The sequence below is a fragment of the Pseudomonas aphyarum genome, from assembly GCF_028657055.1.
GTDB lineage: Bacteria > Pseudomonadota > Gammaproteobacteria > Pseudomonadales > Pseudomonadaceae > Aquipseudomonas > Aquipseudomonas aphyarum.
This window is the reverse complement of sequence record NZ_JAMDGS010000011.1, coordinates 117,551-137,597: the sequence shown is the minus strand read 5'-3', so window position 1 is coordinate 137,597 and position 20,047 is coordinate 117,551. Positions and strand designations below refer to the sequence as shown.

The 20,047-nt window shown below is 57.5% G+C and carries 19 protein-coding genes; 4 read left to right on the top strand and 15 right to left on the bottom strand.

Annotated features, from left to right (window positions below):
* Positions 1-26 precede the first annotated feature (26 nt).
* From atpA to rpmH, 15 genes are all read right to left on the bottom strand, one after another.
* Complete coding sequence (gene atpA / locus M5G18_RS16695; protein ID WP_011336716.1) at positions 27-1,571, bottom strand: F0F1 ATP synthase subunit alpha; 1,545 nt, start codon at positions 1,569-1,571, stop codon at positions 27-29.
* Between the two features lie 21 nt (positions 1,572-1,592).
* Positions 1,593-2,129 (bottom strand): F0F1 ATP synthase subunit delta, encoded by a 537-nt coding sequence (locus M5G18_RS16690; protein WP_007911956.1) that lies wholly within the window; start codon positions 2,127-2,129, stop codon positions 1,593-1,595.
* Between the two features lie 12 nt (positions 2,130-2,141).
* Entirely contained in the window at positions 2,142-2,612 is a 471-nt protein-coding gene (locus M5G18_RS16685) for a F0F1 ATP synthase subunit B (protein ID WP_003229781.1), read from the bottom strand.
* A 58-nt stretch (positions 2,613-2,670) separates the two neighbouring features.
* The gene (gene atpE / locus M5G18_RS16680) at positions 2,671-2,928 is read right to left on the bottom strand and encodes a F0F1 ATP synthase subunit C (RefSeq protein WP_003097235.1); all 258 of its coding nucleotides are present in this window, start codon (positions 2,926-2,928) and stop codon (positions 2,671-2,673) included.
* 134 nt (positions 2,929-3,062) lie between these two features.
* Complete coding sequence (gene atpB / locus M5G18_RS16675) at positions 3,063-3,932, bottom strand: F0F1 ATP synthase subunit A (RefSeq protein WP_007954148.1); 870 nt, start codon at positions 3,930-3,932, stop codon at positions 3,063-3,065.
* Between the two features lie 16 nt (positions 3,933-3,948).
* Positions 3,949-4,356: a F0F1 ATP synthase subunit I gene (locus M5G18_RS16670; RefSeq protein ID WP_003229783.1), complete on the bottom strand. Its 408-nt coding sequence runs from the start codon at positions 4,354-4,356 to the stop codon at positions 3,949-3,951.
* A gap of 148 nt (positions 4,357-4,504) precedes the next feature.
* Positions 4,505-5,377, bottom strand: coding sequence for a ParB/RepB/Spo0J family partition protein (locus M5G18_RS16665; RefSeq protein WP_273898129.1), 873 nt, complete (start codon positions 5,375-5,377; stop codon positions 4,505-4,507).
* A gap of 9 nt (positions 5,378-5,386) precedes the next feature.
* Entirely contained in the window at positions 5,387-6,184 is a 798-nt protein-coding gene (locus tag M5G18_RS16660; RefSeq protein WP_007954142.1) for a ParA family protein, read from the bottom strand.
* Between the two features lie 18 nt (positions 6,185-6,202).
* Complete coding sequence (gene rsmG, locus M5G18_RS16655) at positions 6,203-6,847, bottom strand: 16S rRNA (guanine(527)-N(7))-methyltransferase RsmG (RefSeq protein WP_007911906.1); 645 nt, start codon at positions 6,845-6,847, stop codon at positions 6,203-6,205.
* Entirely contained in the window at positions 6,844-8,742 is a 1,899-nt protein-coding gene (gene mnmG, locus M5G18_RS16650) for a tRNA uridine-5-carboxymethylaminomethyl(34) synthesis enzyme MnmG (protein WP_007954140.1), read from the bottom strand. The genes rsmG and mnmG overlap by 4 nt, the downstream gene beginning before the upstream one ends.
* A gap of 551 nt (positions 8,743-9,293) precedes the next feature.
* On the bottom strand, positions 9,294-10,664 hold the full coding sequence (mnmE, locus tag M5G18_RS16645; RefSeq protein WP_273898128.1) for a tRNA uridine-5-carboxymethylaminomethyl(34) synthesis GTPase MnmE: 1,371 nt from the start codon (positions 10,662-10,664) through the stop codon (positions 9,294-9,296).
* A gap of 81 nt (positions 10,665-10,745) precedes the next feature.
* Positions 10,746-12,428, bottom strand: coding sequence for a membrane protein insertase YidC (gene yidC, locus M5G18_RS16640; RefSeq protein WP_007954136.1), 1,683 nt, complete (start codon positions 12,426-12,428; stop codon positions 10,746-10,748).
* A 2-nt stretch (positions 12,429-12,430) separates the two neighbouring features.
* Positions 12,431-12,676: a membrane protein insertion efficiency factor YidD gene (gene yidD / locus M5G18_RS16635; RefSeq protein WP_010465488.1), complete on the bottom strand. Its 246-nt coding sequence runs from the start codon at positions 12,674-12,676 to the stop codon at positions 12,431-12,433.
* Entirely contained in the window at positions 12,669-13,070 is a 402-nt protein-coding gene (gene rnpA, locus M5G18_RS16630; RefSeq protein WP_011336726.1) for a ribonuclease P protein component, read from the bottom strand. Before rnpA ends, yidD begins: the two co-directional genes overlap by 8 nt.
* A 16-nt stretch (positions 13,071-13,086) precedes the next feature.
* Entirely contained in the window at positions 13,087-13,221 is a 135-nt protein-coding gene (rpmH, locus tag M5G18_RS16625) for a 50S ribosomal protein L34 (protein WP_003213577.1), read from the bottom strand.
* A gap of 569 nt (positions 13,222-13,790) precedes the next feature.
* Between rpmH and dnaA the strand changes: the two genes are divergently transcribed.
* From dnaA to gyrB, 4 genes are read left to right on the top strand one after another with little or no spacing between them, the layout of a single operon-like run.
* Positions 13,791-15,314, top strand: a complete 1,524-nt coding sequence (dnaA, locus tag M5G18_RS16620; protein WP_273898127.1) for a chromosomal replication initiator protein DnaA — start codon at positions 13,791-13,793, stop codon at positions 15,312-15,314.
* Between the two features lie 39 nt (positions 15,315-15,353).
* On the top strand, positions 15,354-16,457 hold the full coding sequence (dnaN, locus tag M5G18_RS16615) for a DNA polymerase III subunit beta (protein ID WP_273898126.1): 1,104 nt from the start codon (positions 15,354-15,356) through the stop codon (positions 16,455-16,457).
* Positions 16,458-16,471: 14 nt separating this feature from the next.
* Positions 16,472-17,575, top strand: coding sequence for a DNA replication/repair protein RecF (gene recF / locus M5G18_RS16610; RefSeq protein ID WP_273898125.1), 1,104 nt, complete (start codon positions 16,472-16,474; stop codon positions 17,573-17,575).
* 5 nt (positions 17,576-17,580) lie between these two features.
* Positions 17,581-19,998 carry a DNA topoisomerase (ATP-hydrolyzing) subunit B gene (gene gyrB / locus M5G18_RS16605; protein WP_007954129.1) on the top strand — a complete coding sequence of 806 codons (2,418 nt, stop codon included), beginning with the start codon at positions 17,581-17,583 and terminating at the stop codon, positions 19,996-19,998.
* Positions 19,999-20,047 lie beyond the last annotated feature (49 nt).

Below are 20,047 nucleotides of genomic sequence, written 5' to 3'. Positions count from 1 at the left end.
GGGAGCCTTGCGGCTCCCGCTGCGGCTTACCAGGTTTGGGTGGCCTTGAACTTCTCGATACCAGCCTTCAGGCCAGCGTCGATTTCGTCATTGAAGTCACCTTTAACGTTGATCTTGGCCATCAAATCGGCGTGATCGCGGTTGAAGAAAGCGATCAGCGCTTGTTCGAAGCTGCCGATCTTGGTGATTTCGATGTCGGTCAGGAACCCACGCTCAGCGGCATACAGCGACAGCGACATGTCGGCGATCGACATTGGCGCGTATTGCTTCTGCTTCATCAGCTCGGTAACGCGCTGACCATGCTCAAGTTGCTTGCGGGTCGCTTCGTCCAGGTCAGAAGCGAACTGGGCGAATGCCGCCAGTTCACGGTACTGAGCCAGAGCGGTACGGATACCACCGGACAGCTTCTTGATGATCTTGGTCTGAGCGGCACCACCCACACGGGATACCGAAACACCGGCGTTCACTGCAGGACGGATGCCCGAGTTGAACATGGCCGATTCCAGGAAGATCTGACCGTCGGTGATGGAAATCACGTTGGTCGGAACGAACGCGGAAACGTCGCCAGCCTGAGTTTCGATGATCGGCAGTGCGGTCAGGGAACCGGTTTTGCCGGTCACTGCGCCGTTGGTGAACTTCTCTACGTACTCTTCCGAAACGCGGGATGCGCGCTCCAGCAGACGGGAGTGGAGATAGAACACGTCGCCTGGGTAAGCTTCACGGCCTGGTGGACGGCGCAGCAGCAGGGAAATCTGGCGGTAAGCCACTGCTTGCTTGGACAGATCGTCATAAACGATCAGCGCGTCTTCACCGCGGTCGCGGAAGAATTCACCCATGGTGCAACCGGAGTACGGAGCCAGGAATTGCAGTGCTGCAGATTCCGAAGCGCTCGCTGCAACGATGATGGTGTTAGCCAGTGCACCGTTTTCTTCCAGCTTGCGAACCACGTTGGCGATGGTCGATTGCTTCTGACCGATTGCCACGTAGACGCAGAAAATGCCGCTGTCTTTCTGGTTGATGATCGCGTCGATCGCCAGAGCGGTTTTACCGATCTGACGGTCACCGATGATCAGCTCACGCTGGCCACGGCCGACAGGGATCATGGCATCGACAGCCTTGTAGCCAGTCTGTACAGGCTGGTCTACCGACTTACGCCAGATCACGCCCGGAGCAACTTTCTCGACCGCGTCGGTCTCGGTGTTGCCCAGTGGACCTTTGCCGTCAACAGGGTTACCCAGTGCGTCGACAACGCGACCCAGCAGTTCCTTACCAACCGGAACTTCGAGGATGCGGCCGGTGCACTTGGCGCTCATGCCTTCAGCCAGAGTCGTGTATGCGCCCAGTACAACGGCACCTACGGAGTCTTGCTCCAGGTTGAGGGCCATACCGTAGACGCCGCCCGGAAACTCGATCATCTCGCCGTACATGACGTCGGCCAGACCGTGAATCCGCACGATACCGTCAGATACGCTGACGACAGTGCCTTCGTTACGGGCTTGGGAGGTCACATCGAGCTTTTCGATGCGGCCCTTGATAATTTCACTTATTTCGGAAGGATTGAGTTGCTGCATTGCTCTGCTGCCCCTTCAAACTCAAGATTTCAATGCTTCGGCAAGTTTCGCGATTTTGCCGCGAATCGAGCCATCGATAACCAGGTCGCCGGCGCGGATGACGACACCACCTATAAGGGCAGCATCCTCCGCAACTTGCAGGCGCACTTCCCGGTTGAGTCGTGCACTGAGAACCTTGGCGAGTTTGTCTTGCTGTTCTTGGTTCAATGCAAAAGCACTGGTCACTTCAACGTCTACCGATTTCTCTTGTTCGGCCTTGTACAGGTCGAAAAGAGCGGCGATCTCCGGCAGAAGCGGGAGACGGTCGTTTTCGGCAACGACATTGATGAAGTTCTGTGCCTTGGCATCAAACTTGTCGCCGCACACGTCAATGAACGTGGCGGCCTTTTCTGCGCTCGTCAGTCGCGGGGCCTTGAGCACGCGCTGCATGGTGTCATCTTGTGACACCGCTGCAGCCAGGCCGAGCATGGCTGACCAATTGGCCAGTTGCTGGTGGGCCTGAGCGTGCTCGAAGGCCGCCTTAGCGTAAGGTCGGGCCAACGTGGTCAGTTCTGCCATGATCGCCCTCGCTTAGATTTCAGCAGCCAGTTGGTTAACCAGCTCTGCGTGCGCGTTTTGATCGATTGTGGCACCCAGGATCTTCTCGGCGCCGCCGACAGCCAGCAAGCCCACTTGGGCGCGCAGCTTGTCTTTGACACTGTTCAGTTCCTGTTCGATCTCGGCTTGAGCCTGAACCTTCACACGGTCAGCGTCGACACGGGCCTTTTCAACGGCCTCTTCGACAATCTGGTTACCGCGTTTCTTGGCTTGCTCGATGATTTCAGCTGCCTGAGCTTTCGCTTCGCGCAGTTGCTGACCCGCTTTCTCTTGGGCCAACTCCAGGTCGCGAGCTGCACGGCTGGCAGCGTCCAGACCATCAGCGATCTTCTTTTGACGTTCGTGCAGAGCAGCGATGACCGGAGGCCATACATACTTCATGCAGAACAGTACAAAAATCAGGAACGCAACGGACTGGCCAATCAGGGTCGCATTAATGTTCACGCCAACACCTCGCAGTTACGTTGTCCATCACACCAAATCACTCGGAAAATCCGAATGATTAGCCAGCGATTTGACCAACGAACGGGTTCGCAAAGGTGAAGAACAGAGCGATACCAACACCGATCATGGTTACGGCGTCGAGCAGACCGGCAACGATGAACATTTTAACTTGCAGCATTGGAACCATTTCTGGCTGACGCGCTGCGCCTTCCAGGAACTTGCCGCCCAGCAGGCCGAAACCAATTGCGGTACCCAGTGCGCCCAGGCCGATCAACAGTGCAACAGCGATAGCGGTTAGACCAACTACAGTTTCCATCTTTCCTCCCGACTTTTACGTCGTATGGTTTAGGTTTTTTAGATTAAAGCGGTAAAACAAATCGTTTCATGGTGCCCCGTGAGGAGCCCCTTCCCGTTTGACCGGGAAGGACATCAGACTAGTCGAGACTGGTCTTAATGGTTTTCTTCGTGCGCCATCGACAGGTAGACGATGGTCAGCATCATGAAGATGAACGCCTGCAGGGTGATGATCAGGATGTGGAACACAGCCCACGCCCACTGCAGAACAACACCCAGGCCGCTCAGCCAGAGCAGGCCGCTGCCGAACATCACAGCGATCAGGATGAACACCAGCTCGCCGGCATACATGTTGCCGAACAGACGCAGAGCCAGAGAGATCGGTTTGGCGATCAGGGTCACGAATTCCAGCAGGAAGTTCACCGGGATCAGCAGGGCCTGAACGAAGATGTTCTTGCTGCCGAACGGGTGCAGGGTCAGCTCGCCGATGAAGCCGCCGAGGCCCTTGACCTTGATGCTATAGAAAATGATCAGTGCGAAAACCGAGAACGCCATGCCCAGGGTCGCGTTCGGGTCGGTAGTCGACACGGCGCGGAACGGGATGTGGTGGTCGCCGGAGATCAGGATGGCCAGCTGAGGAATCCAGTCGACCGGTACCAGGTCGACGGCGTTCATCAGGAACACCCAGACGAAGATGGTCAGTGCCAGCGGTGCGATCACCGGGCTACGGCCATGGAAGCTGTCTTTCACGCTGCCATCGACGAATTCGACCAGGACTTCAACGAAGTTCTGCAGTGCACCCGGCTGACCGGAAGTCGCCTTCTTGGCCGCCATGCGGAAAAGAAGAACGAAGATCAGACCCAGCGCGACCGACCAGCCGAGAGTATCGACGTGGAAAGCCCAGAAGCCCATTTCCTTGGCTTCTGCTGCGGTGTGGGCAAAGCCCCAGCCGCCGTTGGGTAGCTGACCGAAGGTCAGGTTCTGCAAGTGGTGCTGGATATAGCCCGAAGCGGTTGTTTCTGCCATGGTTGCCTCAAACGCCCTAAGGTCTCGAAAGTCTTGTTCTCATCAGCAGGGGAGCGAACCAGCTGACCGACTGAGTCAGCACGAAGGCGCCGAATACAGCGATCGGCGCCAGTGGCTTCACACCTGCAAACACCAGTGCAAACAGCACTGCCGTCAAAATCAGTTTGCCTGCCTCGCCGGCATAGAAAGACCGGACGATGGACTGGGCTGCTCGGGCGCCGGAAAACCGAAATGCCTTGTGAGCGAAATAAACATTGGGCAGCAAGGCTATCAGGCCTCCGCAAAGTCCCGAGTATCCGGCAACGACTCCGTGCCATTGCCAGAGCGCCAAAGCGGCAATGAGCAAAATGACAAATTGAGCCATTAACACCGGAAAAACCGCCAGGCGATGGAACGGCAGGCGGTTTGGCTTGCGGGTTTCCATCACTATTGCTCTCCAATGGTCGGCTGCCGAAATTCAATAACTTGGCATAATTTGTGCCGACAAAATGCGCGCAGAGTATAGGGGCGGTTCTGCCCCTATTCAACTGTCAGGTAGTGATTTCCGACTGCGCGCTACAAGAGGAATTGTTTCAGCGGATGTGTGCGAGCACACCTTGAAGCTCGTCGAGGGAGTTGTAACCAATCACCAACTGACCCTTTCCCTTCTTGCCGTGGCGGATCTGCACCGCAGAGCCTAGGCGCTCGGCCAGACGTTGCTCGAGACGAGCGATATCCGGGTCGGGTTTGGACGGTTCGACGTGCTCGGGTTTGCCACTCAACCACTGACGAACCAGTGCCTCGGTTTGGCGCACGGTGAGGCCGCGTGCGACAACATGTCGCGCCCCTTCCACCTGCTGATTGTCCGGCAGACCGAGCAATGCACGGGCATGACCCATTTCCAGGTCGCCGTGGGACAACATGGTCTTGATGACTTCCGGCAGCGCAATCAGGCGCAACAGGTTGGCCACGGTGACGCGGGACTTACCCACAGCCTCGGCAACCTGTTGCTGGGTGAGCTGGAATTCCTGCTGCAAGCGCTGCAGGGCCACCGCTTCTTCGATCGGGTTCAGGTCTTCGCGCTGGATGTTCTCGATTAGCGCAATGGCGATCGCGGTTTCATCCGGCACGTCGCGGACCATCGCAGGAATGGTTTCCTGGCCAGCCTGCTGACTGGCGCGCCAGCGACGTTCGCCCGCAATGATTTCATAACGACCACCACCAATCGGGCGAACCACGATCGGCTGCATCACGCCCTGGGCCTTGATCGACTGCGCCAGCTCTTCCAGCGCCTGTGGATCCATGTCCCGGCGTGGTTGATACTTGCCGCGTTGCAGCAGATCCAGTGGCAGGTGCTGCAACTCACGGCTGTCAGCCTGCGCCGCTTGTTCTTCCAGCGCGCTGACAGTCGGACCGCTCAGCAGTGCATCCAGTCCTCGTCCGAGACCTCGTTTCTTGACGGCCATGGGGATTCCTTAAGTTGGCTGGGCAGCGGCGATACGTGAATTTTTGCGCTGACGGCGAACCATCTCGCCCGCCAGGGCCAGATAGGCCAGCGCGCCACGCGATTGCTTGTCGTAGGCCAGCGCCGGCATGCCGTAGCTTGGAGCTTCGGCCAGGCGGATGTTGCGCGGGATGACAGTGTCGTACAGCTGATCACCGAAATGCTCCTTGAGCTGGGCCGAAACGTCGTTCATCAGGCTCAGACGCGGGTCGTACATGGTCCGCAGCAGGCCTTCGACTTTCAGGTTCGGGTTCAGCAGCTCGGCGATGCGCTTGATGTTATCCACAAGGTCGCTTAACCCTTCGAGCGCAAAGTACTCGCACTGCATGGGGATAATGACCCCGTCAGCAGCGACCAGTGCGTTCAGTGTGAGCATCGACAGCGACGGCGGGCAGTCGATCAGGATGTAATCGTAGTTTTCACGGATCGGCGCCAGCGCGCTGCGCAGACGGCTTTCCTTCATCTGCATTTCCAGCAGCACCACTTCGGCCGCCGTCAGGTCGCGGTTGGCCGGCAGCAGTTGATAACCGCCGTGTTCGGAGTAGTGCATGGCCTGGGCCAGATCGCATTCGCCGATCAGCAGGTCGTAGACCGAGTTTTCCAGGCCATGTTTATCCACACCGCTACCCATGGTGGCGTTGCCCTGTGGATCGAGATCGATCAACAGCACCCGGCGCTTGGTCGCGACCAGGGATGCTGCGAGGTTGATGCAGGTGGTGGTCTTGCCCACACCACCCTTCTGGTTCGCTATCGCGAATACCTTAGCCATTCTTGCTTGTGTTCCCAATCATGCCGTGCGGCGCAGTATCAGCAGATGGCGTTGGCCTTGGCAACCGGGTACGGCCAGGGCGTGTTCGCTATCGAGTTTGAAGTCTGCCGGCAATGCTACCAGCTCATCGGCCGGATGGACGCCCTTCATTGCCAGCCAGCGCGTATCGGCGTCGCCGAGGTGGCGAGTCCAGTTGGTGAAGTTCTCCATGCTGCTGAACGCCCGGGAAATGATCCCGTTGAACGGCTGTGCAGGCTGGAACGCTTCGACGCGACTGTGGATAACTTGCAGGTTATCCAGTTTGAGTTCGAGTTTGACCTGGGTCAGGAAGCGGGTTTTCTTGCCGTTGCTGTCCAGGCAGGTCACTTGCGAGTCCGGATACAGGATCGCCAGAGGGATCCCCGGCATGCCGCCGCCGCTGCCGACATCCAGCCAACGACCGTTTTCGATGAACGACATCACGCTGAGGCTATCGAGCAGGTGACGGGAAACCATTTCATCCGGATCGCGAACGGCGGTCAGGTTGTAGGCCTGGTTCCATTTGATCAACAGGGCCAGATAACCCAGCAGCAACTCGTGCTGGGTTTCAGTGAGATTGACACCGAGCTCGCGGGCTCCTGTGGATAACTCTTCGGCGTGTTGCGAAGTGACCTTAGAACTCAAGCGCTTTGCTCCAACTGACGGCCCGCGCCGCGTTTTTTCAAATGAATCATCAACAGCGAAATCGCTGCCGGGGTCACACCCGGGATCCGCGAAGCCTGGCCAAGCGTCTCGGGACGAGTCGCGCCAAGCTTGCTCTGGATCTCCTTGGATAGACCGGAAATGTTGGTGTAATCGATATCCACAGGCAGTTTCGTGTCTTCGCTTGCACGCAGACGGGCGATTTCATCCTGTTGACGGTCGATGTAACCGGCGTATTTGGTCTTGATTTCGACCTGTTCGGCGACCTGTGGATCTTCGGCGCCCTGCCCGGTCACTTCGACCAGACCAGCGTAGTCGATTTCCGGACGGCTCAAGAGATTGAGCAAGTTGTATTCGTGAGTCAGCGGCGTGCCGAATTTCTCGGCAATCGCATCGCCCTGCGGAGTGCCCGGGCGAACCCAGGTGCTTTTCAGGCGTTGCTCTTCGAGCTCGATGCTTTCGCGTTTCTTGCAGAACGCCGCCCAGCGCGCGTCATCGACCAGACCCAGTTCGCGACCTTTTTCGGTCAGACGCAGGTCCGCGTTGTCCTCACGCAGGATCAGGCGGTACTCGGCACGGGAAGTGAACATGCGGTACGGCTCTTGGGTACCTAGGGTGATCAGGTCGTCGACCAGTACCCCGATGTACGCTTCATCGCGACGCGGGCACCAGGCTTCTTTGCCCTTCGCGCGCAGTGCGGCGTTCGCGCCAGCCAGCAAACCCTGGGCGCCGGCTTCTTCGTAACCGGTGGTGCCGTTGATCTGGCCAGCGAAGAACAGACCGCCGATCACTTTGGTTTCCAGGCTGTACTTCAGGTCGCGCGGATCGAAGTAGTCGTACTCGATCGCATAACCCGGACGCACGATGTGCGCGTTTTCCATGCCGCGGATCGATTGCACGATCTGCAATTGCACGTCGAACGGCAGGCTTGTGGATATCCCGTTCGGATACAGCTCATGGGTGGTCAGGCCTTCCGGCTCGATGAACACCTGATGGCTTTCCTTGTCGGCAAAGCGGTGGATCTTGTCTTCGATCGACGGGCAATAACGCGGGCCGATGCCTTCGATCTCGCCGGCAGCGGAATACATCGGCGAACGATCGAGGTTCGCGGCAATGATTTCGTGGGTACGGGCGTTGGTGTGGGTAATCCAGCAACTGACTTGCCGTGGATGTTGTTCCTTGTTGCCCATGAACGACATCACGGGAATCGGCGTATCGCCTGGCTGCTCGGTCATCACCGAGAAATCCACAGACTTGCCGTCGATACGCGGTGGTGTACCGGTTTTCAGGCGCCCGACACGCAGCGGCAGTTCACGCAGACGATGCGCCAGGGCGATCGATGGTGGATCACCGGCGCGACCACCGGAAAAATTCTGCAAACCGATGTGGATAAGTCCGCCCAGGAACGTACCGGTGGTCAACACCACGGAATCGGCGAAGAAGCGCAGACCCATTTGGGTGACAACACCGCGTACTTGTTCCTGCTCGACGATCAGGTCGTCAGCAGCTTGTTGAAATATCCACAGGTTCGGCTGGTTTTCCAGAATTTCGCGGACAGCGGCCTTGTACAAAATCCGGTCGGCTTGCGCACGGGTCGCCCTTACGGCCGGGCCTTTGCGGCTGTTCAACACGCGAAACTGGATACCACCCAGATCGGTGGCCATGGCCATCGCGCCGCCGAGGGCGTCGATTTCCTTGACCAGATGGCTTTTGCCAATGCCGCCGATGGCCGGGTTGCAACTCATGGCACCGAGGGTTTCCACGTTATGCGTCAGCAGAAGGGTTTTTGCGCCCATGCGTGCTGAGGCCAGTGCTGCCTCGGTACCGGCATGACCGCCGCCGATGACGATCACTTCAAAACGGGAAGGGAAATCCACCACGCACCTCGTGCCTGCTTAAGTAGGTAATTCAGGAATAGTTTGAGATCAGGTTTCTGGACCTGGTCGGCAAGTATAGGGACTTCGCCCTTCCTAAAGAACCCTTTGCACAAAATTTAACCAGCTGTGGAGAACTCGCGGTTAAAAGAATAAAAAAGAGAGAAATTTATAAAACCTTTGTTTTAAAGCTTATTCTTACTGCCCATGATTTCTGTGGATAGATTTCTACAGGCCTTTATTTTCAATGTGTACAGAGATTCAAAACCCTGTGGCCATATCGCCATGAGGCCCTTGGATAACCGGTGTAAGCCTGTGGATTAATGAGGTGGTTATCCACAGTGGCAGTTATGTTCAGTTTTCACGCCCTGTTATCAACTGCCCTTAGCGGCAGTTATTCACAGGGCTTAATCCACAGAAATCGGATGAATGAAGGAATCGCGGACACGGAAAATCCGCTCAGGAACAGAAATCTGTTCGGCAATGGAGGAAGGAAATACGAGGAAGGAGGACAGACAGGTCGCGAACGGACCTGTCTGTGGACAACGGAAGGATTATTTACCGATGCAGAAGCTGGAAAAGATCCGTCCCAGCAGATCATCGGAGCTGAAGGCGCCGGTGATTTCCCCGAGAGACTGCTGGGCCTGACGCAGGTCTTCGGCCAACAGCTCACCAGCACCCGCCAAGGTCAGTTGGGCACGTCCATGTTCCAGGGCATCACTGGCATGACGCAGGGCTTCGAGGTGTCGGCGGCGTGCGCTGAAGCTGCTTTCCGATGTTTGTTCATAGCCCATGCAGGCCTTGAGGTGATCACGCAGCAGATCCAGACCTTCACCGGCGGATTTGGCGCTCAGACTGATCGTCACGTGGCCATCGTCACTGACTTCCAGGGCAATGGGTTCACCGGTGAGATCAGCCTTGTTACGAATCAGGGTGACCTTCGCCGGATCTGGCCGTGTTTCAAGGAATTCCGGCCAGAGGGCGAACGGATTGGCGGCCTCTGGTGCAGTGGCATCGACGACCAGCAGCACTCGGTCAGCTTCGCCAATGGCTTTCAAAGCTCGCTCAACGCCGATCTTTTCCACATGGTCATCGGTATCGCGCAGACCAGCGGTATCCACAACATGCAGCGGCATGCCATCGATGTGGATATGTTCGCGCAGGATGTCCCGGGTGGTGCCGGCAATTTCGGTCACGATGGCGGCTTCACGACCGGCCAATGCGTTTAGCAGGCTGGATTTGCCGGCATTCGGACGACCGGCAATCACCACGGTCATGCCGTCACGCAGCAATGCGCCTTGCCCGGCTTCGCGCATTACGGTGGATAACTCGTTACGAACCTTGTCGAGCATGCTCAGGACGTGGCCGTCGGCGAGGAAGTCGATTTCTTCTTCCGGGAAGTCGATAGCCGCTTCGACATAGATCCTCAGGCCGATCAGCTGTTCGGTGAGGTTATGCACACGCTGGGAGAACGCCCCCTGCAGAGAGCGCAAGGCATTGCGTGCGGCCTGTGCAGAACTGGCTTCGATCAGGTCGGCAATGGCCTCTGCCTGCGCCAGGTCGAGTTTGTCATTGAGGAAGGCGCGTTCGCTAAATTCGCCGGGACGGGCCAGACGGCAGCCTAGTTCCAGACAACGCTTGAGCAACATGTCGAGGACGATAGGGCCGCCGTGTCCCTGCAATTCCAGTACGTCTTCGCCGGTGAACGAGTTCGGCCCGGGGAAATACAGCGCCAGGCCTTCATCCAGAACCTGTTGATCGTCACTGAGGAACGGGCCGTAGTGGGCAAACCGTGGTTTCAGTTCACGGCCGTTGATGGCTTTGGCCGCAACGCTGGCCAGCGGCCCGGAAATTCGAACGATGCCCACGCCGCCACGGCCCTGGGCGGTGGCGACAGCTGCGATGGTTTCACGAGGTGCGCTCATAAACCGGTATCCAGACAAAAATGGCAGATAGCAAAACGCCCCACTAGGGGGCGTTTTGAGTGGTGTTATCCACAGAGTAAGTTACGCCTCGGCTTTTTTCGTCGCCGCTTCGATCTTACGCGTGATGTACCACTGTTGGGCAATCGACAGGCAGTTGTTCACAACCCAGTACAGCACCAGACCCGCCGGGAACCACAGGAAGAAGAAGGTGAAGATGATTGGCATCATTTTCATCACCTTGGCCTGCATCGGATCCGGAGGTGTAGGGTTCAGACGCTGCTGGATGAACATGGTCGCGCCCATGATGATCGGCAGGATGAAGAACGGATCCTTGATCGACAGGTCAGTAATCCACAGCATGAAAGGCGCCTGGCGCATTTCAACGCTTTCCAGCAGAACCCAGTACAGGGAAAGGAAAACCGGCATCTGCACCAGGATCGGCAAGCAGCCACCCAGCGGATTGATCTTCTCTTTCTTGTACAGCTCCATCATGGCTTGCGACATTTTCTGCCGGTCATCGCCATGTTGCTCTTTCAGTGCAGCCAGTTTCGGAGCCACGGCGCGCATGCGGGCCATCGACTTGTAGCTGGCGGCCGACAGAGGGAAGAAGATCCCTTTGATCAGCATGGTCAGGAAGATGATCGACCAGCCCCAGTTGCCGACGATGCTGTGGATATGTTGCAGCAGCCAGAAGATTGGCTGGGCAATGAACCACAGAATGCCGTAGTCGACAGTCAGTTCCAGACCTGGGGACAACTCTTTCAGCACAGCCTGGCTCTTCGGACCGGCGTAAAGAACAGCGCTGGTCTCGACTTTCGCACCCGGTGCAGCGGTCAACGAAGGACCGGTGTAACCGATGATGTAGTTGCCTTTGCTGTCTTTACGGGTCTGGACGATGTTGTTTTCGCCCTTCGGAGCAACCCATGCAGTCACGAAGTAGTGTTGCAGCCAGGCTACCCAGCCACCGGTGACGGTTTCCTTGAGCTGACCTTTGTCCATGTCCTTCATGGACACTTTCTTGTACGGCTCGGAACTTGTCCACAGGGCGGCGCCCAGGTAAGTCGCGGTACCGGTAGCAGTGGTCGACGAAGGATCGGCGCTTGCATCGCGTTTCAGCTGGGCAAACATCGAACCGGACCAGGGCTGAGCACTCTGGTTGTCGATCAGATAAGTGACGGTTACGTCATACAGGCCACGTTTCAGAGTGAAACGCTTGATGTAATTGACGCCGTCCTTGCTGAACTTCAGGTCGACGACCAGTTGGTCCTGACCGTCAGCCAGTTGATAAGTCTTCTTCTCCGAGGAGTAGATCGGACGACCGGCCGGGTTTGCATCCGGACCATTGGTGCCAATCAGACCGCTCTGTGCCAGATAAGTACGTTCGCCACCGTTGTCGAACAGCTGGAACGGAACGTCCGGACGATCCTGACGACGTGGATACAGCGGCAAGGTCAGCTGGGCAACATCGCCACCTTGTGGATCGATCGCGAGATCGAGCACGTCGGTTTTGATCTGGATCAGATCCTTGCTGACGGCGACCGGTGTTTCGGCAGGTGCGCTGGTATCGCTTGCGGCGCGCGGAATATCGTCACTGGCAGCAGCATTATTGCCAGTGGCGGTGTCCGGTAAACCGGATGTAGTCGTACTGGAAGCAACATTCTGAGTCGGCAGGGCAGCCTGGCCATAGTCCTGGTTCCATTTAAGGACCATGACGTAGGACACGATTGCCAGGGCGACGATCAGGATCGTGCGTTTGATATCCATGATTACTCGGCCATCGAAGAAGAACGGGAGGTAGGGATAGGTGGAACCGGGTCATAACCACCGGGATTCCACGGATGACAGCGACCTAAACGACGAAAGGTCAGCCAGCCACCGCGCAGAAGGCCATGATTTTCGATGGCTTCATACGCGTAGCAAGAACAACTGGGGTAGAAACGACAGTGACTGGCCATCAGGGGACTAATGGCGTAGCGATAAAACTGGATCGGAACGAGTGCCAGTTTACGCATCTGGACTGTCTACCCCTACAGTTTCGGTTTTGACTGCTGGTACTGGCTTGTTGCGCGCCAGACGTTTCCAGAGTTTGCCGAAATGCTGAATCAATTCGGGGTTTTCTACGTCACCCAAACCTTTGCGCGCGACGATAACGATGTCCCAGCCGACCAGTGAATCCTGGTGCAGGCGAAACGATTCGCGCATAAGACGTTTGAGGCGATTGCGCTCGACGGAGAGCTTGACGCTCTTTTTCCCGATAACCAGCCCGAGACGGGGGTGATCGAGATCGTTATTGCGCGCAAGGAGCAGGAGATTTTTCCCCGGAACCTTGCCGGTAGGGGAGTCAAAGACTGCCTTGAAATGCCGGGGAGTAAGCAGACGCTTTTCCCGACTGAAGTCCTGACTCACCTCCAGTGCCGGATTATCAAACTGCCAGACGTGCGCGGCCTTTGGCGCGACGACGCGACAGTACGGCACGACCGTTCTTGGTAGCCATGCGAGCACGGAAACCGTGGGTACGAGCGCGTTTGATAGTGCTTGGTTGGAAAGTACGTTTCATGTCGTGTTACCTGGTTCGTCCACAACGGGCCGGAATGGCCCCCGTTTTTAGAGACCGGGGATTCTAGAGAAAGCAAGCCAATAGGTCAATTTCCAACCAACGTTTCCTTATAAATAGATCTTCGGAGCTGTCGGGATCTGATTTACCCGGTTTGCCAAAGATAAAAATAAAGAAGGGAATTATTTAAAGCTTTTCTGTAAAGTTTGTAAAAGCTAGGCACACCGTTCTCTGTGGATAACTGGCTCAAGGCCTTGTTTCAAGCGATGTACAGAGAATGACAACTACAGTGGAAAACCGTGTTCAGCCTGTGCTGCGCTGTCGGATAACCTGTGTGTGGAACAGGTGGTTATCCACAGGCTGGTTATCCACCGACTTTCGCCCCCAGTTGTCCAGTGTGCTCAGATAGGGTTATCCACAGAGCTTATGCACACACCGTCGGTCGACTTTTTCGCGTTTAACGCATTGATAAATCATGTCCACCGGGCAACCTGCATGTGGATAAGTGGACGACTGGCCGCTACAATGGCCGCTTGTTTTTGCCTCACCGGCTTTCAACTTAGGGGATATCCGTGTCAGTGGAACTTTGGCAGCAGTGCGTGGAGCTTTTGCGCGAAGAGCTGCCTGCCCAACAATTCAACACCTGGATCCGTCCACTACAGGTCGAAGCCGAAGGCGACGAGTTGCGCGTCTATGCACCGAACCGTTTTGTTCTGGACTGGGTCAACGAAAAGTACCTGGGGCGCGTCCTTGAACTGCTGGATGAGCATGGCAACGGTCTGGCACCGTCGCTTTCCTTATTAATAGGCAGCAAACGCAGTTCGGCGCCGCGTGCCGCACCGAATGCGCCATTGGCTGCTGCACAAGTGTCCCAGGCTCAGGCCAACGCTGCGCCGGCCAGCTCGCCAGCGCCTGCTCCAACGCCTGCACCGACCAAACGTTCGACGCAGAAAACCGAAGAAATCAGTGAAGAGCCGTCCCGCGACAGCTTCGATCCGATGGCCGGTGCCGCGTCGCAACAGGCCCCGGTGCGCGCCGAACAGCGCACCGTGCAGGTCGAGGGCGCGCTCAAGCACACCAGCTACCTCAACCGCACCTTCACCTTCGAAAACTTCGTCGAAGGTAAATCCAACCAGCTCGCCCGTGCGGCGGCCTGGCAGGTGGCAGACAACCCGAAGCACGGCTACAACCCGCTCTTCCTTTATGGCGGCGTGGGTCTGGGTAAGACGCACTTGATGCACGCGGTGGGTAACCATCTATTAAAGAAGAACCCGAATGCCAAGGTTGTGTACCTGCATTCCGAGCGTTTCGTGGCCGATATGGTCAAGGCGCTGCAACTGAACGCGATCAACGAGTTCAAGCGCTTCTACCGTTCGGTGGACGCTCTGCTGATCGACGACATTCAGTTCTTCGCCCGCAAGGAACGTTCCCAGGAAGAGTTTTTCCACACCTTCAACGCCCTGCTTGAAGGTGGCCAGCAGGTCATTCTCACCAGTGACCGCTACCCGAAAGAAATCGAAGGCCTTGAAGAGCGCCTCAAATCCCGCTTCGGCTGGGGCCTGACGGTTGCCGTCGAGCCGCCGGAGCTGGAAACCCGCGTCGCCATCTTGATGAAGAAGGCCGACCAGGCCAAAGTCGAGTTGCCACACGATGCGGCGTTCTTCATTGCCCAGCGTATTCGCTCCAACGTCCGTGAGCTGGAAGGCGCGCTGAAACGTGTGATCGCCCACTCGCACTTCATGGGCCGCGACATCACCATCGAGTTGATTCGCGAATCCCTGAAAGACCTGTTGGCGTTGCAGGACAAACTGGTCTCTGTGGATAACATTCAGCGCACCGTCGCCGAGTACTACAAGATCAAGATCTCCGACTTGCTGTCCAAACGCCGTTCGCGTTCGGTTGCTCGTCCGCGTCAGGTGGCCATGGCATTGTCCAAGGAACTGACCAACCACAGCCTGCCGGAAATCGGCGATGTGTTTGGCGGCCGCGACCACACGACCGTGTTGCACGCCTGCCGCAAGATCAACGAACTTAAGGAATCCGACGCGGACATCCGCGAGGACTACAAGAACCTGCTGCGTACACTGACCACTTGATGAACACCAGCGCAGCTTATTAAGGCAAGGGACTAGACCATGCATTTCACCATTCAACGCGAAGCCCTGTTGAAACCCCTGCAACTGGTCGCAGGCGTCGTCGAGCGCCGACAGACCTTGCCGGTACTGTCCAACGTGCTGCTGGTTGTCGATGGCCAGCAACTGTCGCTGACCGGTACCGACCTGGAAGTCGAGCTGGTCGGTCGTGTGCAACTCGAGGATCCGGCTGAAACAGGTTCCATCACCGTGCCGGCGCGCAAGCTGATGGACATCTGCAAGAGCCTGCCGAACGATGCGCTGATCGACATCAAGGTCGACGAGCAGAAGTTGGTGGTGAAAGCCGGCCGTAGCCGTTTCACCCTGTCGACCCTGCCGGCCAACGATTTCCCGACTGTGGAAGAAGGCCCGGGTTCGCTGACCACCAGCCTGGAACAGAGCAAGCTGCGTCGCCTGATCGAACGCACCAGTTTCGCCATGGCCCAACAGGACGTGCGTTACTACCTCAACGGCATGCTGCTGGAAGTCTCGACCGGCGTGATCCGCGCCGTGGCTACCGACGGTCACCGTCTGGCCATGTGCTCGATGCAAGCCGACATCGGTCAGCAGGAACGCCATCAGGTGATCGTGCCGCGTAAAGGCATTCTCGAACTGGCACGTCTGCTCACCGAGCCGGACGGTAACGTCAGCATCGTTCTGGGCCAGCACCACATCCGTGCGACCACTGGCGAATTCACCTTCACCTCGAAACTGGTCGACGGCAAATTCCCGGATTACGAGCGCGTTCTGCCGAAGGGCGGCGACAAGCTGGTACTGGGCGATCGTCAGGCGCTGCGCGAAGCGTTCAGCCGTACCGCGATTCTGTCCAACGAGAAATACCGCGGCATCCGTCTGCAACTGGCCAGCGGTCAGTTGAAGATCCAGGCCAACAACCCGGAGCAGGAAGAAGCGGAAGAAGAAGTAGGTGTGGAATACAACGGCGGCTCCCTGGAAATCGGCTTCAACGTCAGCTATCTGCTGGACGTGCTGGGCGTGATGACCACCGAGCAGGTTCGTCTGATCCTGTCCGACTCCAACAGCAGTGCGCTGGTGCAAGAGTCCGACAACGACGATTCGGCTTACGTTGTCATGCCGATGCGTCTGTAATCAGCTGACTCTAGATGTCGCTAAGTCGCGTCTCGGTCACCGCGGTGCGCAATCTGCACCCGGTGACCTTCTCCCCCTCCCCCCGAATCAACATTCTTTACGGCGCCAACGGCAGCGGCAAAACCAGTGTTCTGGAAGCCATTCACCTGCTGGGGCTTGCCCGTTCGTTTCGTAGCACGCGGCTGTTGCCGGTCATTCAGTATGAGCAGCTTGCCTGCACCGTATTCGGTCAGGTCGAGCTCGCCGAGGGTGGCCACAGCGCACTGGGGATATCCCGCGATCGTCAGGGCGAGTTCCAGATCCGCATTGACGGTCAGAACGCTCGTAGCGCTGCGCAACTGGCGGAAACCCTGCCGCTGCAGTTGATCAACCCCGACAGCTTTCGCCTGCTGGAAGGCGCGCCGAAGATTCGTCGGCAGTTCCTCGACTGGGGTGTGTTCCACGTCGAGCCTCGGTTCATGGCCACCTGGCAGCGTTTGCAGAAGGCCTTGCGCCAGAGAAACTCCTGGCTGCGGCATGGTACACTTGACGCCGTTTCGCAAGCGGTTTGGGACAGGGAACTGTGCCAGGCCAGCGCTGAAATAGATGAATACCGCCGCGCTTACATCAAAGCCTTGAAACCAGTCTTTGAACAAACCTTGAGCGAACTGGTTGAGCTCGAAGGTTTGACGCTCAGCTATTACCGAGGCTGGGACAAGGACCGGGAATTGAGCGCTGTACTCGCTGGATCCGTGCAACGGGACCAGCAAATGGGTCATACCCAGGCTGGGCCACAACGGGCTGACTTGCGTCTTAGATTGGGCGCACACAACGCCGCGGACATCTTGTCCCGGGGTCAGCAGAAGTTGGTGGTCTGTGCATTGCGGATTGCCCAGGGGCATCTGGTGAGCCAGGCCCGACGCGGCCAGTGTATTTATCTGGTGGATGACTTGCCGTCCGAACTGGACGAGAGCCACCGTCGCGCGCTGTGCCGCTTGCTGGAAGACTTACGCTGCCAGGTTTTTATCACCTGTGTAGATCACGAATTATTGAGGGAAGGCTGGCAGACGGAAACGCCAGTCGCTCTGTTCCACGTGGAACAGGGCCGTATCACCCAGACCCACGACCATCGGGAGTGAAGGCATTGAGCGAAGAAAATACGTACGACTCATCGAGCATTAAAGTGCTGAAAGGCCTGGATGCCGTGCGCAAACGTCCCGGTATGTACATTGGTGACACCGACGATGGCAGCGGTCTGCACCACATGGTGTTCGAGGTGGTCGACAACTCGATCGACGAAGCCCTCGCCGGCCACTGCGACGACATCAGCATCATCATTCACCCGGATGAGTCCATCACCGTTAAAGACAACGGCCGTGGCATCCCGGTAGACGTGCACAAAGAGGAAGGCGTTTCCGCCGCCGAGGTCATCATGACCGTCCTCCACGCTGGCGGTAAGTTCGACGACAACTCTTACAAGGTATCCGGCGGTCTGCACGGTGTAGGTGTTTCGGTTGTGAACGCGCTTTCCGAAGAGCTGGTCCTGACCGTTCGCCGCAGCGGCAAGATCTGGGAACAGACCTACGTCCACGGCGTGCCTCAGGCACCGATGGCGATCGTTGGCGACAGCGAAACCACCGGTACCCAGATTCACTTCAAGGCTTCCAGCGAAACCTTCAAGAACATTCACTTCAGCTGGGACATCCTGGCCAAGCGCATTCGTGAACTGTCCTTCCTCAACTCCGGTGTCGGCATCGTCCTCAAGGATGAGCGCAGCGGCAAGGAAGAGCTGTTCAAGTACGAAGGCGGCCTGCGTGCGTTCGTTGAATACCTGAACACCAACAAGACTGCGGTCAACCAGGTGTTCCACTTCAACATCCAGCGTGAAGACGGCATCGGCGTGGAAATCGCCCTGCAGTGGAACGACAGCTTCAACGAGAACCTGTTGTGCTTCACCAACAACATTCCGCAGCGCGACGGCGGCACCCACCTGGTGGGCTTCCGTTCTGCACTGACGCGTAACCTGAACAACTACATCGAGCAGGAAGGTCTGGCGAAGAAGCACAAAGTCGCCACCACCGGTGACGATGCCCGTGAAGGCCTGACCGCGATCATCTCGGTCAAGGTGCCGGATCCGAAGTTCAGCTCCCAGACCAAAGACAAGCTGGTGTCTTCCGAAGTGAAGACCGCGGTCGAACAGGAAATGGGCAAGTACTTCTCCGACTTCCTGCTGGAAAACCCGAACGAAGCCAAACTGGTTGTCGGCAAGATGATCGACGCTGCCCGTGCCCGTGAAGCGGCGCGCAAGGCCCGTGAGATGACCCGCCGCAAAGGCGCGCTGGACATCGCCGGCCTGCCAGGCAAGCTCGCTGACTGCCAGGAAAAAGACCCGGCGCTATCCGAACTGTACCTCGTGGAAGGTGACTCCGCGGGCGGCTCTGCCAAGCAGGGACGTAACCGCAAGACCCAGGCCATCCTGCCGCTGAAGGGCAAGATCCTCAACGTCGAGAAAGCCCGTTTCGACAAGATGATCTCGTCCCAGGAAGTGGGCACCCTGATCACCGCGCTGGGCTGCGGTATCGGTCGCGAAGAGTACAACATCGACAAGCTGCGCTATCACAACATCATCATCATGACCGATGCTGACGTCGACGGTTCGCACATCCGTACCCTGCTGCTGACCTTCTTCTTCCGTCAGTTGCCTGAACTGATCGAGCGCGGCTACATCTACATTGCCCAGCCGCCGCTGTACAAGGTCAAGAAAGGCAAGCAAGAGCAATACATCAAAGACGACGACGCCATGGAAGAGTACATGACGCAGTCGGCCCTGGAAGATGCGAGCCTGCACCTGAACGAAGACGCCCCGGGCATTTCCGGCGAAGCGCTGGAACGTCTGGTGAATGACTTCCGCATGGTGATGAAGACCCTCAAGCGTCTGTCCCGCCTTTACCCGCAGGAGCTGACCGAGCACTTCATCTACCTGCCGGCCGTGAGCCTGGAAATGCTCGGCGACCACGCCAAGATGCAAGACTGGCTGGCCCAGTACGAAGTCCGTCTGCGCACCGTCGAGAAATCGGGCCTGGTCTACAAGGCCAGCCTGCGTGAAGACCGTGAACGTGGTGTGTGGCTGCCAGAGGTCGAGCTGATCTCCCACGGCCTGTCGAACTACGTCACCTTCAACCGCGACTTCTTCGGCAGCAACGATTACAAAACTGTCGTCACCCTCGGCGCTCAACTGAGCACCCTGCTCGACGACGGCGCGTACATCCAGCGTGGCGAGCGCAAGAAAGCGGTTACCGAGTTCAAGGAAGCCCTGGACTGGTTGATGGCCGAAAGCACCAAGCGCCACACCATTCAGCGATACAAAGGTCTGGGCGAAATGAACCCGGATCAACTGTGGGAAACCACCATGGACCCAAGCGTGCGCCGCATGCTGAAAGTCACCATCGAAGACGCCATCGGCGCAGACCAGATCTTCAACACCCTGATGGGTGATGCGGTCGAACCTCGCCGTGACTTCATCGAGAGCAATGCTCTGGCGGTTTCCAACCTGGATTTCTGATCCCGGTCGGCACCAACGAAAAGGCCAACGCACAAGCGTTGGCCTTTTT

Excerpts from the sequence above, each read along its gene's own strand:
- atpA (WP_011336716.1), bottom strand. The coding sequence starts at position 1,571 with ATGCAGCAACTCAATCCTTCCGAAATAAGTGAAATTATCAAGGGCCGC.
- M5G18_RS16690 (WP_007911956.1), bottom strand. The coding sequence starts at position 2,129 with ATGGCAGAACTGACCACGTTGGCCCGACCTTACGCTAAGGCGGCCTTC.
- atpE (WP_003097235.1), bottom strand. The coding sequence starts at position 2,928 with ATGGAAACTGTAGTTGGTCTAACCGCTATCGCTGTTGCACTGTTGATC.
- atpB (WP_007954148.1), bottom strand. The coding sequence starts at position 3,932 with ATGGCAGAAACAACCGCTTCGGGCTATATCCAGCACCACTTGCAGAAC.
- M5G18_RS16670 (WP_003229783.1), bottom strand. The coding sequence starts at position 4,356 with ATGGAAACCCGCAAGCCAAACCGCCTGCCGTTCCATCGCCTGGCGGTT.
- M5G18_RS16665 (WP_273898129.1), bottom strand. The coding sequence starts at position 5,377 with ATGGCCGTCAAGAAACGAGGTCTCGGACGAGGACTGGATGCACTGCTG.
- M5G18_RS16660 (WP_007954142.1), bottom strand. The coding sequence starts at position 6,184 with ATGGCTAAGGTATTCGCGATAGCGAACCAGAAGGGTGGTGTGGGCAAG.
- mnmE (WP_273898128.1), bottom strand. The coding sequence starts at position 10,664 with ATGAGCGCACCTCGTGAAACCATCGCAGCTGTCGCCACCGCCCAGGGC.
- yidC (WP_007954136.1), bottom strand. The coding sequence starts at position 12,428 with ATGGATATCAAACGCACGATCCTGATCGTCGCCCTGGCAATCGTGTCC.
- yidD (WP_010465488.1), bottom strand. The coding sequence starts at position 12,676 with ATGCGTAAACTGGCACTCGTTCCGATCCAGTTTTATCGCTACGCCATT.
- rpmH (WP_003213577.1), bottom strand. The coding sequence starts at position 13,221 with ATGAAACGTACTTTCCAACCAAGCACTATCAAACGCGCTCGTACCCAC.
- dnaN (WP_273898126.1), top strand. The coding sequence starts at position 15,354 with ATGCATTTCACCATTCAACGCGAAGCCCTGTTGAAACCCCTGCAACTG.
- recF (WP_273898125.1), top strand. The coding sequence starts at position 16,472 with ATGTCGCTAAGTCGCGTCTCGGTCACCGCGGTGCGCAATCTGCACCCG.